Annotated in this window: 17 protein-coding genes; 15 read left to right on the forward strand and 2 right to left on the reverse strand. The window is 33.3% G+C overall.

Annotated elements, in window-relative coordinates; genetic code table 11:
- Nucleotides 1-27: 27 nt before the first annotated feature.
- The 14 genes from gcvH to tsaB all read left to right on the forward strand — a co-directional run bounded on the left by gcvH (nucleotide 28) and on the right by tsaB (nucleotide 10,229).
- Nucleotides 28-408, forward strand: a complete 381-nt coding sequence (gcvH, locus tag ACYSNX_RS01645; protein WP_461752948.1) for a glycine cleavage system protein GcvH — start codon at nucleotides 28-30, stop codon at nucleotides 406-408.
- Entirely contained in the window at nucleotides 401-778 is a 378-nt protein-coding gene (locus ACYSNX_RS01650; RefSeq protein WP_461752949.1) for a VanZ family protein, read from the forward strand. The genes gcvH and ACYSNX_RS01650 overlap by 8 nt, the downstream gene beginning before the upstream one ends.
- Before the next feature lie 50 nt (nucleotides 779-828).
- Entirely contained in the window at nucleotides 829-1,581 is a 753-nt protein-coding gene (deoC, locus tag ACYSNX_RS01655) for a deoxyribose-phosphate aldolase (RefSeq protein ID WP_461752950.1), read from the forward strand.
- Between the two features lie 159 nt (nucleotides 1,582-1,740).
- Complete coding sequence (gene cyoE / locus ACYSNX_RS01660) at nucleotides 1,741-2,586, forward strand: heme o synthase (RefSeq protein ID WP_461752967.1); 846 nt, start codon at nucleotides 1,741-1,743, stop codon at nucleotides 2,584-2,586.
- Between the two features lie 3 nt (nucleotides 2,587-2,589).
- Nucleotides 2,590-3,174 (forward strand): cytochrome c oxidase subunit 3, encoded by a 585-nt coding sequence (locus tag ACYSNX_RS01665; RefSeq protein WP_461752951.1) that lies wholly within the window; start codon nucleotides 2,590-2,592, stop codon nucleotides 3,172-3,174.
- Between the two features lie 44 nt (nucleotides 3,175-3,218).
- Nucleotides 3,219-4,214 carry a cytochrome c oxidase subunit 3 gene (locus tag ACYSNX_RS01670; protein ID WP_461752952.1) on the forward strand — a complete coding sequence of 332 codons (996 nt, stop codon included), beginning with the start codon at nucleotides 3,219-3,221 and terminating at the stop codon, nucleotides 4,212-4,214.
- Nucleotides 4,215-4,235: 21 nt separating this feature from the next.
- Nucleotides 4,236-4,589, forward strand: coding sequence for a cytochrome C oxidase subunit IV family protein (locus ACYSNX_RS01675; RefSeq protein WP_461752953.1), 354 nt, complete (start codon nucleotides 4,236-4,238; stop codon nucleotides 4,587-4,589).
- Between the two features lie 79 nt (nucleotides 4,590-4,668).
- Nucleotides 4,669-5,325, forward strand: coding sequence for a hypothetical protein (locus tag ACYSNX_RS01680; protein WP_461752954.1), 657 nt, complete (start codon nucleotides 4,669-4,671; stop codon nucleotides 5,323-5,325).
- Nucleotides 5,326-5,327: 2 nt separating this feature from the next.
- Nucleotides 5,328-5,951, forward strand: coding sequence for an SCO family protein (locus ACYSNX_RS01685; protein ID WP_461752955.1), 624 nt, complete (start codon nucleotides 5,328-5,330; stop codon nucleotides 5,949-5,951).
- Nucleotides 5,952-5,953: 2 nt separating this feature from the next.
- On the forward strand, nucleotides 5,954-6,499 hold the full coding sequence (locus tag ACYSNX_RS01690; RefSeq protein ID WP_461752956.1) for a DUF420 domain-containing protein: 546 nt from the start codon (nucleotides 5,954-5,956) through the stop codon (nucleotides 6,497-6,499).
- A 14-nt stretch (nucleotides 6,500-6,513) separates the two neighbouring features.
- Nucleotides 6,514-6,744: a hypothetical protein gene (locus ACYSNX_RS01695; protein ID WP_461752957.1), complete on the forward strand. Its 231-nt coding sequence runs from the start codon at nucleotides 6,514-6,516 to the stop codon at nucleotides 6,742-6,744.
- 94 nt (nucleotides 6,745-6,838) lie between these two features.
- A complete protein-coding gene (locus ACYSNX_RS01700; protein ID WP_461752958.1) occupies nucleotides 6,839-8,272 on the forward strand; it encodes a TolC family protein in 1,434 nt (477 codons plus the stop codon).
- Between the two features lie 11 nt (nucleotides 8,273-8,283).
- The gene (locus ACYSNX_RS01705; protein WP_461752959.1) at nucleotides 8,284-9,540 is read left to right on the forward strand and encodes an efflux RND transporter periplasmic adaptor subunit; all 1,257 of its coding nucleotides are present in this window, start codon (nucleotides 8,284-8,286) and stop codon (nucleotides 9,538-9,540) included.
- An 11-nt stretch (nucleotides 9,541-9,551) separates the two neighbouring features.
- Complete coding sequence (gene tsaB / locus ACYSNX_RS01710; RefSeq protein WP_461752960.1) at nucleotides 9,552-10,229, forward strand: tRNA (adenosine(37)-N6)-threonylcarbamoyltransferase complex dimerization subunit type 1 TsaB; 678 nt, start codon at nucleotides 9,552-9,554, stop codon at nucleotides 10,227-10,229.
- Between the two features lie 2 nt (nucleotides 10,230-10,231).
- On the opposite strand, the gene ACYSNX_RS01715 is transcribed toward tsaB, so the two are convergent.
- Both ACYSNX_RS01715 and ACYSNX_RS01720 read right to left on the reverse strand, forming a co-directional pair.
- A complete protein-coding gene (locus ACYSNX_RS01715) occupies nucleotides 10,232-10,993 on the reverse strand; it encodes a mechanosensitive ion channel family protein (protein ID WP_461752961.1) in 762 nt (253 codons plus the stop codon).
- A 13-nt stretch (nucleotides 10,994-11,006) separates the two neighbouring features.
- Nucleotides 11,007-13,007: a thioredoxin domain-containing protein gene (locus ACYSNX_RS01720; RefSeq protein WP_461752962.1), complete on the reverse strand. Its 2,001-nt coding sequence runs from the start codon at nucleotides 13,005-13,007 to the stop codon at nucleotides 11,007-11,009.
- Between the two features lie 145 nt (nucleotides 13,008-13,152).
- Between ACYSNX_RS01720 and ACYSNX_RS01725 the strand changes: the two genes are divergently transcribed.
- Nucleotides 13,153-15,435 carry an inorganic phosphate transporter gene (locus ACYSNX_RS01725; protein WP_461752963.1) on the forward strand — a complete coding sequence of 761 codons (2,283 nt, stop codon included), beginning with the start codon at nucleotides 13,153-13,155 and terminating at the stop codon, nucleotides 15,433-15,435.
- The last annotated feature ends 502 nt before the right edge of the window (nucleotides 15,436-15,937 follow it).

Raw genomic sequence — 15,937 nt, forward strand, 5'->3', positions numbered from 1 at the left:
TATACATTTGTCTAAAACTAAATTATAATGAACATACCAGCTAACTTAAAGTACACCAAAGACCACGAGTGGGTTTCTATTGAGGGTGATATCGCAACAATCGGAATTACTGACTTCGCACAAAGCGAATTAGGAGACATCGTATATGTTGAAGTTGAGACATTAGATCAAACTTTAGACAAAGACGAAGTTTTTGGAACAGTTGAAGCAGTAAAAACTGTATCAGATTTATTTTTACCATTAACAGGAGAGGTTATCGAATTTAATGAGGGATTAGATACTGAGCCAGAATTAGTAAATACAGATCCTTACGGAGCTGGATGGATGATTAAACTGAAAATAACAGAAGTTTCTGAAATCGAAGGTTTACTTTCTGATGAGCAATATAAAGAAATCATAGGTGCGTAATATTATTTTAGGTATAGCACTTTGTTGGACTATACTTATAATAATTTTATGTTTAGTAGAGGCAAATAATTTTGCTTCTAGTTCAAACTTAAACATACCTTTTAAAGATAAGATTGCCCACCTTATTTTTTACTTTACTTTTTCCTTTTTATGGTTAATGTATTTGATAAAAAGTAATAAAAAGGCAAGTAGAATTTCTCTAACATTGCTTATCTTTACCATAGCTGCTATTCTTGGAGGCGGTATAGAATTAGCTCAATTCTATCTTACCTCAAGTAGAAGTGCAGAATGGGCAGATTTCTTTGCGAATTGTTTAGGGAGTTTAACAGGTTTACTACTCTGCTTAACAATCACCAGAAATAAAAAATAATTTAAAAAGCCCCTTATTTTAAGGGGCTTTTTTATTTAAATATCTACATTATGCAAGAAAAGGATTTAAAAGAGTTTATGGATTCTACTTATTTGAAGCAACCTGAACATGCAGGGTTAACAGTAGAACAGAATAATTTACAAGTAGCTGAATTAGTAAAAGAGGCAATAGAAGAAAACTTTAAGTTAGCAATGATTCGTCCTGAACAAGTTAGTTTTGCTAGAAATTACATTGATCAAGCTAAAAGTAATGTTTTAGTTGGAACTGTAATTGATTTCCCTCTAGGACATGGAGGATTACAAGCTAAATTGGAGCAAGCTCAGAAGGCTATTGATGATGGAGCAGATGAACTAGACTTCGTTGTGGATTACACTGCTTTTATTAATGGACAAGTGGATAAAGTTAAAGAGGAAGTAAATAAATGTACTGCTTTAGGTTTGAAGCATAAGAAAGTAGTCAAGTGGATTATTGAAAGCGCTGCTTTAACAGATATTCAAATTGCGGAGATAACTAAGTTAATCAAAGGAGAAGTTATCATGCACTTTCCTCAAGAAGTTTTTGAAAAAGTATATGTGAAGTCTTCCACTGGTTTTTTTGTAACTAACGATGGAAAACCTAACGGTGCTACCTTCGAAGCGATTAAAATTATGCTTGAAAATGCTGGCCCATTACCAGTTAAAGCATCTGGAGGGATAAAAGACCGCAAAACTGCAGCTCAAATGATTGAGTTAGGTGTTAAAAGATTGGGAACTTCTTCAGCAAAAGCAATAGTTAATGGGATTGAAGGCTCAAATTCTTATTAAAACTTAAATAAAGGTTATATTCAAAGGTGTACTACTTGTTTTTAAGGTTTGTTTTAAAATTTGAATTATATTTGCACTGCATTAAAAATAAATAAAACAGCTTTGAGTATATCTTCAAATAATAACAACCCTGTTTCAGTGTTGAAAGAGTTTAAGGAAATGACCAAAATGGGATTAGCCTTTAGCGTAGTGTTTTCTACTATTGCGGGTTATCTGATTGCAATTCCAGATTTTCGAGATATAAATTATTGGGTTCTATTAGCATTAGCAGTAGGAGGCTATTGTATGGTAGGGGCATCTAATGTTTATAATCAAATAATAGAAAAGGATTTAGATGCTAAAATGGATCGAACTAAAAATCGACCAATTGCTTCAGGGAGAGTAACTCCTAGAGCAGCATTTGTTTTAGCAAGTATTTTAACTGTGTTAGGTATAGGGATTCTATATGCAGTTAATCCTAAAACAGCCATGTTTGGTGCGATTTCTATTTTTTTATATGCTTGTATTTACACGCCTTTAAAAACAATAACACCTTTATCTGTTTTCGTTGGAGCCTTTCCAGGAGCTATTCCTTTTATGTTAGGATGGGTAGCGGAAACAAATCATTTTGGAATTGAGGCTGGAACTTTATTTTTGATTCAGTTTTTTTGGCAGTTCCCTCACTTTTGGGCTATTGGATGGTTTTTATATGATGATTATAAAAAAGGAGGATTCTCTATGTTACCTACAGGTAAAAGAGATACCAAAACAGCCATGCAAATCATTCTTTATACTGTTTGGTTAATAATTATTTCTGTTTTCCCAGCAACTGGATTAACAGGTAGATTATATTTATCGCCAATTGCAGCAGCTTTAGTGTTCATTGCTGGACTTTGGATGTTATGGGCAGCAATCAGGCTGTATAAGCAACGTACTGCTAAAGTAGCACGCGCTTTAATGCTTGTAAGTGTAACTTATATTACATTAATTCAAATTATTTATATTCTCGATAAAATTTTTAGATAACCAATGGATACTTTAACACAACAAGAACAATACCTGAAAAAGGGTAAGGCTTTAAAGATAATGTTACTATTTGCAATCGGAAGTATTGCAATGGTTTTTGCTGGACTTACTAGTGCTTATGTAGTAAGTGAGTCTCGACCTGATTGGTTAGAAGATTTTGTATTACCGCCAGCTTTTTTATACAGTACAATAGCAATTCTAATAAGTAGTGGGACATTTCACATGGCATATCGTGCCGTTTTGGATAATAAACAGTCAAAAGCGACAGTTTATTTACTTTCTACTTTGATATTAGGATTCTTATTTGTTTTTTTGCAGTTCGAAGGCTTTGCTGAAGTTATTTCAGAGGGGTATTTCTTCACTGGAAGTGAAAGTACAATTACCACATCATTTTTATATGTGATCGTAATTGTTCATATTGCACACCTGATTGGTGGGATGATAGCACTTATGGTTGTAATTTATAATCATTTTAAACAAAAATATAATGCACAGCAACACATTGGTATTGAGTTGTGTGGGTGGTTTTGGCATTTCTTAGGATTGCTTTGGCTTTATTTGTTTTTGTTTTTTACATTCTATAAGTAAAAAAAATAAACTAAATTTGAGAACTTTATAACTAACAACTTTTTATGGGAGCGACAGTTACTACAGCAGCTACTAAGGAAACAACATGGGGTGGAGGAAATGAGCCCTTTAAAGTAAGCTACGGTAAAATGATGATGTGGTATTTCATATTATCAGATTCATTAACATTTTGTGGATTCCTTGTAGGATACGGTTTTACAAGATACAAGTTCATGGATTCTTGGCCAATTGCGGATGAGGTATTTAATCACTTCCCGTTCTTACATGGGGTAGATGCACCAATGTACTATGTAGCATTAATGACATTTATCTTAATTTTCTCATCTGTAACTATGGTTTTGGCTGTAGATGCAGGGCATCAAATGAAACGTAATAAGGTAGCTACTTATATGTTTATGACAATTATCGGGGGATTAGTTTTCCTTGGGTCACAAGCATGGGAGTGGAAAAACTTTATTCAAGGAACGTATGGTGCTGTTGAGACAAGAGGAGGTGCTATCTTACAATTCGTTGGAGCGGATAACAAACAAATTGCATTGTCTGATTTTGCTATTATAGACAAGAATAGAGATGAAACGACCATGCAAAGAAACGACGGTTTATGGTTTATGAATGGACCAAAAGTACCGACGTATTCAATGGAAGAGATCACAAAAGGATTTTTAGCTAATCCTGATCTTAAGATTAGAACACAATTTACTATCGAAGATCAAGAAACTGGTCATAGAGAGAAAGAAGTGTTAACTAGAGAAGAGTCTATTAGCCGTCTTCAAGATGCAGTAATCGTAGTAGAAGGTGCTAACCTTATTCGCAACGAATATGGACACAGAACTTTCGGAGATTTCTTCTTCTTTATTACTGGGTTCCACGGATTCCACGTGTTCACTGGTATTTTAATTAACACTATTATCTTCTTTAACGTACTTATTGGTACTTATGACAGAAGAGGTAGTTATGAAATGGTTGAAAAAGGTGGATTATACTGGCACTTTGTTGACTTAGTATGGGTATTCGTATTTACCTTCTTCTATTTAGTTTAATCTTACAAAAATTTATTTGAAATGGCAGCAGAAGGACATAAATCAAACACGAAAAGAATCTGGAGTGTATTTATCATTTTATCTTTAATAACTCTTGTTGAAGTTGTTTTAGGGATTTACAAACCAGACATGTTACACAACGTACGTCTTTTCGGATTAAGTGTGTTAAATTATATCTTCATTATTTTAACAATTTGGAAAGCGTACTATATCATGTGGGCGTTCATGCACTTAGAAGGTGAAACTAAAGCATTTAGATGGTCAGTAGCGGGAGTTCTTTCTTTCCTATGTACTTATTTGATTACATTAGTTTTAATTGAAGGAGATTACGTATTTGAGATTTACCAACAGTCTCAAATCAGATGGATATTTTAATAACTAATTATAGTTTTAAAGGCGGTTTATTGACCGCCTTTTTTTATTTTTGTACCTGAGTGATTTAACAAAATATAAAATGAAGAAGTATCTTATTTTAGCTTTGCTTTTTATTATGCCTATATGTGCATATCTTTTTTTTGCTACTGGCGTAAACCAATTTCAAAGGCTACCCATTATTAGTGAAAACGTAAACGAGTTACCTAAGGGTAAAACTCTATTGGGTAATGAACCTAAATTAGAAGGTAAGATTACTATTCTTGGTTTTCCTGGTGCTAATCTTTTAGCTGATAAAGGGGATGCTTTTAATTTAAATCAAAAGATTTATAAACGCTATATGGATTTTGAGGATTTTCAATTGATTATGATTCTTCCAATCGGTAGTGAAAAGCAAGCCCAAGGTGTAGTGGATGAATTATCTGCTATTTCAGATATGTCTAATTGGAACTACTTGTTTTTAGAACCACAGCAAATCACTGAATTTTATAACTCTTTAGGACTTGTTGGTAAGTTAGATGATGAATTGGCAAGTACCAATATTTACATTATAGATAAAGATTTGAATGTTCGTGGAAGAAATGGAAAAAACAAAAAAGGAGACTTCGAATATAAAGAAGGATATTCTACCATCTCTGCAGCAGAACTACACAACGATATGATGGATGATGTTAAAGTTGTTTTAGCAGAATATCGTCTAGCATTAAAGCAATATAAACGTATTAATAAACAAGATTAAATATGAAAGATAAATCCTATATCTGGATATCCTTAGTTGTTTTGGTTTTTGGAATTTGGGCTGTACCAAAGATTGTAGATCGTTTTTCTTCTCCAAGTTTACATGTAATGGGTAAAGCTCCAGCATTTGAACTTACCAATCAACACAATAAAATTATTACCCAAGATAATTATAAGGGAAAAGTACATGTAGTAGAATTCTTTTTTGCTAACTGTCCGACAATTTGTCCTATTATGAATCAAAATATGTTGAAACTTCAAAATGACTTTTATGGAAATATGAAGTTTGGTATTGCTTCTATTACTATTGATCCAACTAATGATACTGTTGAGGCTTTAAATCAACATGCTAATGATTTAGGGGTTAAAAATCCATACTGGTACATGTTAACTGGGGATTCAAAGTATATTTATGACTTAGCTGCACAGTTTAATTTATATACAGGTGTTAATCCAGAGGCTCCAGGAGGTTTTGAACATTCTGGGTTATTTGCCCTAATTGACCAAGATGGAAATATTCGTTGCCGTGAAGATGAATTTGGTAATCCAATTTTATACTATGACGGAACAACTGACGAAGGTTACCAAATGATCAAAGAAGATATTAAATTACTATTAGGAAATTAGTCATGCAAAACGAAAAAGATTTAGAGAAGAAATATACAAAGTGGATCTGGATTTTATCTATTACTATTCCTGTAGTAGTAGCTATTTTATTTGGAGTAAATTTGCAAAAGTTGGGGTATGATGTAAAACCGTTGACGTTTTTACCTCCTATTTATGCAACAATAAATGGAATTACTGCACTTTTACTTGTACTAGCAGTTAGAGCAGTTAAGAAAGGTAATGTAGTTTTACACGAGAGATTAATCAAAGTGTGTATAGGATGTTCCATAGCCTTTTTAGCTATGTATGTTGCCTACCATATGACTTCAATTGAGACCAGTTATGGCGGGGAAGGATTTATCCGTTACGTTTATTTCTTTATTTTAATTACTCATATTTTATTATCCATTATCATTATCCCTTTTGTATTAGTTACTTTCGTTAGAGGGATTGCAGGTTCTTATCAAAGACATAAGAAATTAGCGAGAATCACTTATCCTATGTGGCTTTATGTTGCTGTTACTGGTGTGATTGTATACTGGATGATTTCTCCTTATTATATTCACTAATTTTTTTTAAGACCATGAGAAAGAAGTTTAGTTGGCTACTTGTTTTCACTCTGCTATCAAGCTTTTCTACCTATGCCCAATGTGCAATGTGTAGAGCAGCATTAGAAACCGAAGAAGGGGGAGTTAAAGCCGAAGCAGTAAATGATGGAATTGTTTATTTGATGATTTTTCCTTATCTGCTTGTAGGTATTGCTTTCTTTTTAACGTATAGAGTTTATAAAAGTAAGACCACTCAAAATAAATAAAATTAAAACCGCTTTTATAGCGGTTTTTTTTATTATTTTAACCTAAGTGTAACATTTGTTGTGTTAGTGCGTCTTATTATAAAATACAATAGGGATGAGAAAAGTTAATATTTGGATTTTTTTAGCATTGTTTGGTAATTTGGGCTTGTATAGTAGTATGGCGCAAGATTCTAAATTATGGACTTTAGAACAATGTATAGAACACGCAGTACAGAACAATATACAAGTTAAGCAAGTACTTATTGAACAGGAGATTGCTGGAATTTATAATCAGAATGCCAAGTTAGATTTCTTACCTACTCTAAGTGCCAGCTCTCAGCACTCTTGGACTTTGTCTGATGTATTAAATACCCAAAGTAATACCTTTGAGAGTCAAACTTTACAAGGAACCAGTATAGCCGGAGCTTTAAGTGTGGATTTATATAAAGGGATGGAGAAGCAGCATCGTATGGTAAAGACTAGATTAGATCTATTAGCTGCAAGTTATTCCTCGCAGAAAATGAAGGAGGACATTTCTTTAAATGTTATTAATGCTTACTTACAGGTTATTTTTAATAAAGAATTGGTTTCTACTAATGAAAAGCAGTTAGCCTATGATCAAAGTCAAGGAGAAAGAACACAATTATTAGTAGATGCTGGATCTGTACCTGCAGGAGATTTATTAGAAGCTAAAGCGACCATAGCCACCAGTAACCAACGTTTGATTTTATCGCAGAATCAATTAGTAATGGCTCGACTTAATTTGGCCCAATTATTACAAATACAAGCCTATGAGTCTTTTGATGTGGCAGCGGATGATTATCCAGTTAGTATTAGTGAGGCTTTAAGTTATACTCCAGATCAAGTAACCCAGCGTGCTTTTGAGTCTTTGACAGATATAAAAACAGCCCAAGTGCGTGCAGAGATTGCGCAAAAGAATGTAGATATTTCCAAAAGTGCCTTACTGCCAACCTTAAGAGGGTTTTATAATTTAACAAGTTCCATGAATTATGGAAGTAGAGTAGTTGGGCAGAGTACAGAAGCCATTGAAACTAGTATAGGTTATGTAGAAGGAACCAATCAAAGGGTTTTAACTCAAAGCTATATGCCTGTATATGGTGCGGAGGATCCTTTTTTTAGACAATTTAAAGATAATCTAAACTCTAACTTTGGTCTTTCTTTATCCATTCCTATATTCAATGGAAACAAGGCTAGAAACAATGTCAAAATTAATCGTTTGATTTTGGAACAAGTAGAAAACGAGAAAGAACAAGCTATTCTTAAGTTAGAACAATTAGTTTTTAAAGCTTATACCGATACGCAAAGTTCTTTGAAGAGTTTTGAAGCTAGTCAGATTACTTTAGAAAGTAGAGAAAAGAGTTTTGAATATGCCCAAGAGAGATATCAAGTTGGATTAATTAATATTTTCGAATTAAATCAAAATCAAATTTTACTAGTAAATGCCCAAAGTGAGGTATTAAAGGCAAAATATGATTATATTTTTAAGACAAAGATATTAGAGTATTATTTTGGAATTCCCCTTTTTTAAAAGTTAGTTTTATGAAAAAAAAATATATTTATTTAGGCCTTGTAGTAGTAGTTATCTTAGGTCTTGTCTTTAGTGGTTTATTTGATAAGAAACCAGTAATAACCAATGTTGAGGTTAGTGAGCTTGGTAAACGTGAAATTATTCAAGTAGTTTCTGGTACAGGAAAGATTCAACCTGAAATTGAAATAAAAATTTCTTCCGAAGTATCAGGAGAAATCATAAATTTGCCTGTTAAAGAAGGTCAAGTTGTAAATAAAGGAGACTTATTGGTAATTATAAATCCAGATTTATATGACTCCCAAGTGGATAGGAATAAGGCTCTTTTAGCTACTAGCATTGCCAATTTAGCTATGGCGGAAGCTCAGTTAGTAGAAACTAAGTCCAACTATAATAGAAATAGTACTTTATTTGAAAAAGGGGTAATTTCTGGAGCAGAATGGGATAAGGTGATCTCTAGTTTTGAAGCAGCGAAGGCAAGTCATAATTCTGCTTTTTATAATGTAGAAAGTGCAAAAGCTGCCTTGACTGAAGCTCAAAGAAATTTACTGCGTACCACTATCTATGCTCCTACCTACGGAACTATTTCTCGTATAGATGTAGAGCTGGGAGAAAGAGTTCTTGGAACCCAACAAATGGCTGGTACAGAATTATTGCGTATTGCCAACTTGTCTAAAATGGAAGTAGAGGTAAACGTGAATGAAAATGATATCGTAAAGATTAAAGAGGGAAACGATGTTATTATAAATGTAGATGCCTATTTAAAGAAGGAGTTTAAAGGTAAAGTTAGTAGCATTTCTAATTCTGCTTCCAATGAAAACCTTTCTGCCGATCAGGTTACTACTTTTAAAGTAAAAATAAAAATTTTGGAAGATTCTTATCAGGATTTAATTGATACAGAAGTTGAGAATTACTCTCCATTTCGACCTGGGATGACCGCGGCTGTAGATATTATTACAGAAGTTAAGCCCGATGTGTTTTATGTTCCAATTTCTGCTGTGGCAGTAAAAAGACCAAGTGACACTATTGCTAATAAAGAGGAGAATTTTGATATAGATAAAGAATTAGCTCGAGAAGCAGTTTTCGTGGATGAAGGTGGAATAGCTAAAATTAAATTTATCAAAACGGGAATACAAGATGATCGTTACATTGAAGTAAAAGAAGGATTAAATAAAGAGGATAAAATTATCACTGGTCCATATACTGTTGTTAGTAGATCTTTAAAACATGGCGATCAAATCAGTAGTACAATAAAGAAAAAAGAAGAATAGTAAAATATAGAATGGTTACAATATTAAATATAGAAACATCAACTAAAAATTGCTCTGTTTCTCTATCCCAAAATGGGGTCTTAGTTCAAATTAAGGAAATTGCAGAGGAGAATTTTTCTCATGCAGAAAAACTACATGTGTTTATAGAAGAACTCTTGCAAAGCAACCAAATGAACTTCAAGGATCTAAGCGCGGTTGCTGTAAGTCAGGGTCCAGGATCTTATACGGGATTGCGCATTGGGGTATCTAGTGTAAAGGGATTATGTTATGCTTTGTCCATTCCAATGATTGCATTAGATACTTTAGAAATTCTTGCCAGACAAGTAGATTCTCCAAATGCTTGGATAGTAAGTATGATTGATGCCAGGAGAATGGAAGTATTCTCCGCTATTTTTGATTCTAATTATGCTACCCTTCGTGAAATCCAAGCCAATGTTATAGAACCTGGTAGTTTTGATGAACTGCCTAGCGATAGTCTTGTTTACTTTTTAGGAGATGGCGCCTCAAAGTGTAAAGAAATACTTGAAAAGGAAAATACTATATTCTTAGAAGAGAACTTATATCCTTCAGCAAAAGAAATGGTAGAGATGAGTTACCAAAAATATCTGAAGAAAGATTTTGTAGATACGGCTTATTTTGAGCCATTTTATTTAAAAGACTTTGTGATGTTGACAAAAAAAAATAAGTGATGCTACATAGCATCACTTATTTTTTTTGCAGCTCCTAAAACAAGAGAGCTAGCGGAATTGTAATTATCATTTTCTACCCAATACTGTACTGTGTAGGTTATTTTAGTATCTAGTAATTCAGTAATTAATATTTTAGGCTTTGGCTGATTTAATATAAGATCGATTTCTTGTAGACTTTCCACTAGTTCAGAAATGAATTTATTGGTGTCCTTAGTCAAAGAGGTTTGAAAGTTTATTTGGGCTCTTCTTAGATTGTTTTGACTTATATTTTTAATCTTTCCATTGGATAATATACCATTGGGTATATAGATGGTGTTGTTTTGGTAATTTACAATTTGCGTGGAAAAAATATGAATTGCTATAACTTTTCCACTTTCTTGTTGGGCTTCAATAACATCTCCAATGCGAAATGGTTTAAACAAGACAATTAATACTCCTCCTGCAAAATTACTTAAAGAGCCTTGGAGCGATAAACCGATAGCTAAACTCATCGCCCCAACAATGGCTACGAAAGAGCTAGTTTGAATTCCTATTTTTGAGGCTATAATTACAAAAAGTAATACGCGTAATCCCCAAATTAAAGCATCTATTAAAAAGCTAGCAAAGGTTGGTTCGATTTTCTTTTCCAAAAAGATTTTTTTTGCAAATCTCTTTAAGATTTTAATAACCCAGCTACCAATGGCTAGTATAATAATGGCGTTGAATATTTCTGGTATAAATTTGAGTATTTTTACAAAGTAGCCATTTAGTATATTATCAAACATGGATGTAATTTTTTTATAGTGTATGTTGTTTTAGAAAGCCTACATTGTCACTAGTAGGTAAGCAGGTATTAGCAGTACAAAAATAGACTGTTAACTTCTGGTTAGTTCTAGGTTTATTCAAATAGGGGATAGAACAATCTTGTACTACAGGAAAAACTAATGTAGTGGTAAGGATTTGTTTTCTAAGTTCTAAAGATAACTTTAGAGCATCTTCTCCTACTAAAACAAGTTCATTTGGGTTGTTTTTATATAGATCTAACAATAACCAATTGGAAAAGGCAGAAGGATAATCTACCTGGGTAAGGATTACCTCTAGCATATTATCGGCTATTTTACTATAATGTGAATTTTGGAATAAGATACCAAGTTGGTATAAGTTATGTCCCATAGTGGAGTTACAGCTCACAATTACATTGTCTTCCGTTTCTATACTATTTAAGATTTCTTCCTGTTTATTTTGGCTATAGAAGAAAAATCCAGATGTAGTATCCCAGAAATGATCTAAAGAATAGTCCGTTGCATGCTTGGCAATTTCTAAGTACTGACTTTGGCCTGTGTGCTTGTAAAGGTAGATACTAGCTTGAATAAAAAAGGCATAATCATCCATAAATGCTAAGGGGCCTTTTTGCGAATTAGTATAGCTTCTATAAAGACCTTTTTCGCTACAGTGCATTTTATTGTAAATAAAGTCAAATACAGCAACGGCTTTGTCAAGATATTGTTTTTGGTTTAAGGCTGTATATGCATCTAATAAACCTACAATATATAATGCATTCCAACTTGCAAGACTTTTATTATCTAAAAAAGGTTTAGCCCTTTTGCTTCTATGGGTAAGAAGCAATTCTTCCATTGCTGCCTTTTTTTGTTCTAAGTCCTCTAGAGAAATGGAATATTGCTTAGCAATATCACCTAAAGGTTGGTTTTGAATAAGTACATAGTTGTCCTCTTCCCAATATCCATATTCATTTATATTGAAAATAGTGGAGAATAAATTAAAATCGTCTTTTAAAATATCTTTTAACTCTTGTTTGGACCAAACATAATATGCTCCTTCTTGTAGCTGTTTGGATGAATTCAGGCTATCTGCATCTAAGGCGCTATAATATCCTCCTTGTGAATTAGAAAAGGTATTACTTACAAATTTTATGGTTTTTTCAATGACTTGTTTATATAAAGGGTCTTGTGTTCTTTTATAAGCATCTGCATAAAGGCTTAAAAGTTGTGCATTGTCATATAGCATTTTCTCAAAATGAGGAATATGCCACTTATGATCTACAGAATATCTACAGAAACCTCCTTCTATTGGGTCAAAAATCCCACCCCAAGCCATAGATCTTAAACTCAAATCAACATAAGATAGCAAAGTAGTATTATTGTTCCTTACAGCATTTTTTTGTAAATACAGTAGATTATTAGGCATCATAAATTTTGGTGCGATAGCATATCCACCAAATTCCCAATCAAAACTTTTGGCCCATTTATCCATTAGTAAATCTAAATTAAAACGGGTTTTAGGATCTAAAAATGGACCGCTACTTATAGCAGATATACCTTGTTGTAATTTCTGAGCAAATTCCTCCACTTTTTCGGGGTCCTTGGCATAAAGTTCTTGTAGTTGGTTTAAATAATCCATCCACTGTTGCCTTGGAAAATAGGTTCCACCCCAAATAGGGTGTCCGTTAGGTAGGCAAACTACATTTAAGGGCCAACCAGCTTTTTTAGTCATGATTTGTACTGCCTTAATATAATAGTTGTCTACTTGAGGAAGCTCCTCTCTATCTACTTTTATATTAATAAAGTGATTGTTCATTAATTGAGCAACCTGGGGGTTTTCAAAACTTTCGTGTTCCATTACATGGCACCAATGACAAGTGGAATACCCAATACTAACTAGTATTAATTTGTTTTCACTTACTGCCCTTTCAAGGGTTTTTTCATTCCAAGGCTTCCAATGTACTGGATTGGAGGCATGTTGAAGTAAATAGGGGCTTGTTTGCAGATGTAATTCGTTCATAAAATGGAAATGATTTTTAAAGCTTAAAGATACGGAGGTTTTTTCACAGATAAAGTACCTTGAAAGCATAACACTAACTTAACATTAGGCAATTGGTTTTTTTAGACCTTTGCAGCTCACTGAAATTAAATAATTTAATTAGAAAATGGAGCAAATTTTTATTGTTATGTTAATTGCCCTTGCACTTTTAGCCGTCGTGGATATCATGGTTGGGGTAAGTAACGATGCTGTAAACTTTTTAAACTCTGCTATTGGATCTAAAGCTGTACCATTTAAAGCAATTATGGTTGTAGCATCCTTAGGTATTTTAGTAGGATCAATATTCTCTGAAGGAATGATGGAAATCGCCCGAAGTGGAATTTTTGTACCAAGTATGTTTACTTTTGACGATGTTATGGTCATCTTTTTAGCCGTAATGATCACCGATGTCTTACTATTGGATGTGTTTAATACCTTAGGTTTACCCACTTCCACCACAGTTTCTATTGTTTTTGAGCTATTAGGAGCTGCTGTGTGTATGGCAATCATCAAAATTGTTAATACAGATCAAAGTTTTGATATTCTTCCTAGTTTTATCAATACCGATAAAGCGACAGAGATTGTTTCGGGAATTTTGCTTTCTGTGTTACTAGCCTTTACTTTAGGTGCTTTTGTTCAATACATTTCTCGTTTAGTATTCACTTTTAATATCGATAAGAAATTACAAAGTGTTGGAGGAATCTTTGGAGGAGTTGCCATTACTGCTATTAGTTTCTTCATCCTTATTAAAGGATTAAAAGGGGCTAGCTTTTTAAGTAAGGAGACTAGTGTTTGGATTGGAGAAAACCAAATGCTATTAGTTGGAATAAACTTTGTTTTCTGGACAATTTTATCTCAAATCTTAGTAAGCTTTTTTAAAGTTAATATTCTAAGGGTTATTATTGTGGTTGGTACTTTTGCTTTAGCTCTTGCTTTTGCTGGAAACGACCTTGTAAACTTTATTGGGGTTCCAATTGCAGCTTTCCAATCTTTCGAGTTCTTTACTGCATCGGGTATGCCTTCAGATTCCTTTATGATGGGGCAGTTAGCTGAATCCAATGTAGTGGCACCATTTTACTTTTTAGTTATCGCTGGGGTTATTATGGTATATACGTTATGGACTTCTAAAAAAGCACATAATGTTGTAGAAACAGAAATGAACCTTTCTCGTCAAGATGCAGGAAGTTCAGATGAGCGTTTCTCTCCAAACGTGTTTTCTAAAGCAGTAGTTCGTTCTATGGTAGTTTTAGGAATGGGAATGAACTATATTTTACCTAAAAACTTACAAATTACTTTAGATAAGCGTTTTGAAAAACCAGAAAAATCTACTGTAAAATTAAGTAGAGAAAATGAGCCTGCTTTTGATATGGTAAGAGCGAGTGTGAATTTAATGGTAGCTAGTATTTTAATTAGTATTGGTACTTCTTTAAAATTACCATTATCTACCACTTATGTTACCTTTATGGTGGCAATGGGTAGTTCATTTGCGGATAGAGCTTGGGATAGAGACTCTGCTGTATACCGTGTGGCTGGAGTAATCAATGTAATTGGTGGATGGTTTGTAACAGCTATTGTAGCTTTTGTTGCAGCATTTATCGTTTCTTATATTCTTCGTATAGGGGAGATTTACGCTTTAGTTGCTATGTTAATTCTTGTTGCTATTTTACTGTATAGAAGTAAAAAAGCACATGAGAAGAAAGAGAAAGCTAAAAAGGAAATTGAGATGCAATTAGATAAAGTGGATATCGATAGCATTCAAGGAGTAATTTCCGAGACTTCTTCTCAGATTGCAAAAACCATAGCTAAGGTTAATGAACAATACACTATTGTCATTGATGCAATTGCCCTACAGGATTTGAATAAGCTAAAACGCAGCCGTAAGAAACTTAAAAAGTTAGAGAAGGAAGTAGATAGTTTAAGAGGGAATGTATATTTCTTTATTAAAAACTTAGATGATACTTCGGTTGAGGCAAGTAAATTCTATGTCTTAACTTTAGGTTACTTACAAGATATGATTAAAGCAATTAGCTTCATATCTCAAAACAGCTATAATCACGTAGATAATAACCATAAGAAACTTAAGTTCAATCAAATAAGAGACCTTAAGTTAGTAGACAAAAAGCTACAAGAATTATTTGATAAAATACATGAGTTATTCTCTCAAGAGAAGTTTACTCAAATTGATACTATTCTTCAGGATAAAGAAGATTTAACTACAACAGTAGATAAGTTAATCCAAAAGCAGATTGTTCGCATACGCACAACAGAAACAAGTGCTAAAAATAGTAAGTTATATTTCTCTATTTTATTTGAGTCGGATGATTTAATAAAGTCAACTATCGCTTTATTAGAATTATTTAGAGATTTTGATATAGAATCTAAAGGCAAGTCTTTTAAAAGAATGAGCTAAGGATATTTAATCTATAAAAAAGGGATTGCTATAAACTAGCAATCCCTTTTTTTTGGTGTGCCCAGCATGGGTAGTAACTCTAGGGTGTAAGTCCCGAACACGCCTTTACAACGGGAAGTGTTAGCCAAATGCAAGGGTGTCCATCGCAAGGTGGAATCTGAAGGAAGCGCTAGGCAAACCCTTGACCTGACGAACAGAAACTATATCAGGCTCAATAATATCGGATAAGGTTGCTAAACAAACTGAAGTCCAAAGTTGTACGGAGATATTTAGGGTAAATATAGCAGGTATATGAGGGGAAAGTTACTGTTCTTACCTGGGGAGGTCTTACAGACATAGGAAAGTTTTTTTTTACAGAACTATGGATAACAATTGCTGTAAGAAGTCAGCAGAAGTCATAGTAGGTATGGATACAAGCTTGGCAATACCAAGAAGTCTTACGAAATACTGAAGGACTGAACTTAATTTAAATGAGTAGTAAATGAATGTTACCTAATGAAGG

The sequence above is a fragment of the Myroides sp. LJL115 genome (assembly GCF_054871665.1).

What these genes read in the sequence shown, in the direction of transcription:
- ACYSNX_RS01725 (WP_461752963.1), top strand. Translation starts at nt 13,153, where the DNA reads ATGGAGCAAATTTTTATTGTTATGTTAATTGCCCTTGCACTTTTAGCC.
- ACYSNX_RS01705 (WP_461752959.1), top strand. Translation starts at nt 8,284, where the DNA reads ATGAAAAAAAAATATATTTATTTAGGCCTTGTAGTAGTAGTTATCTTA.
- ACYSNX_RS01670 (WP_461752952.1), top strand. Translation starts at nt 3,219, where the DNA reads ATGGGAGCGACAGTTACTACAGCAGCTACTAAGGAAACAACATGGGGT.
- tsaB (WP_461752960.1), top strand. Translation starts at nt 9,552, where the DNA reads ATGGTTACAATATTAAATATAGAAACATCAACTAAAAATTGCTCTGTT.
- gcvH (WP_461752948.1), top strand. Translation starts at nt 28, where the DNA reads ATGAACATACCAGCTAACTTAAAGTACACCAAAGACCACGAGTGGGTT.
- ACYSNX_RS01700 (WP_461752958.1), top strand. Translation starts at nt 6,839, where the DNA reads ATGAGAAAAGTTAATATTTGGATTTTTTTAGCATTGTTTGGTAATTTG.
- deoC (WP_461752950.1), top strand. Translation starts at nt 829, where the DNA reads ATGCAAGAAAAGGATTTAAAAGAGTTTATGGATTCTACTTATTTGAAG.
- ACYSNX_RS01720 (WP_461752962.1), bottom strand. Translation starts at nt 13,007, where the DNA reads ATGAACGAATTACATCTGCAAACAAGCCCCTATTTACTTCAACATGCC.
- ACYSNX_RS01690 (WP_461752956.1), top strand. Translation starts at nt 5,954, where the DNA reads ATGCAAAACGAAAAAGATTTAGAGAAGAAATATACAAAGTGGATCTGG.
- ACYSNX_RS01685 (WP_461752955.1), top strand. Translation starts at nt 5,328, where the DNA reads ATGAAAGATAAATCCTATATCTGGATATCCTTAGTTGTTTTGGTTTTT.
- cyoE (WP_461752967.1), top strand. Translation starts at nt 1,741, where the DNA reads ATGACCAAAATGGGATTAGCCTTTAGCGTAGTGTTTTCTACTATTGCG.
- ACYSNX_RS01695 (WP_461752957.1), top strand. Translation starts at nt 6,514, where the DNA reads ATGAGAAAGAAGTTTAGTTGGCTACTTGTTTTCACTCTGCTATCAAGC.
- ACYSNX_RS01715 (WP_461752961.1), bottom strand. Translation starts at nt 10,993, where the DNA reads ATGTTTGATAATATACTAAATGGCTACTTTGTAAAAATACTCAAATTT.
- ACYSNX_RS01665 (WP_461752951.1), top strand. Translation starts at nt 2,590, where the DNA reads ATGGATACTTTAACACAACAAGAACAATACCTGAAAAAGGGTAAGGCT.
- ACYSNX_RS01675 (WP_461752953.1), top strand. Translation starts at nt 4,236, where the DNA reads ATGGCAGCAGAAGGACATAAATCAAACACGAAAAGAATCTGGAGTGTA.
- ACYSNX_RS01680 (WP_461752954.1), top strand. Translation starts at nt 4,669, where the DNA reads ATGAAGAAGTATCTTATTTTAGCTTTGCTTTTTATTATGCCTATATGT.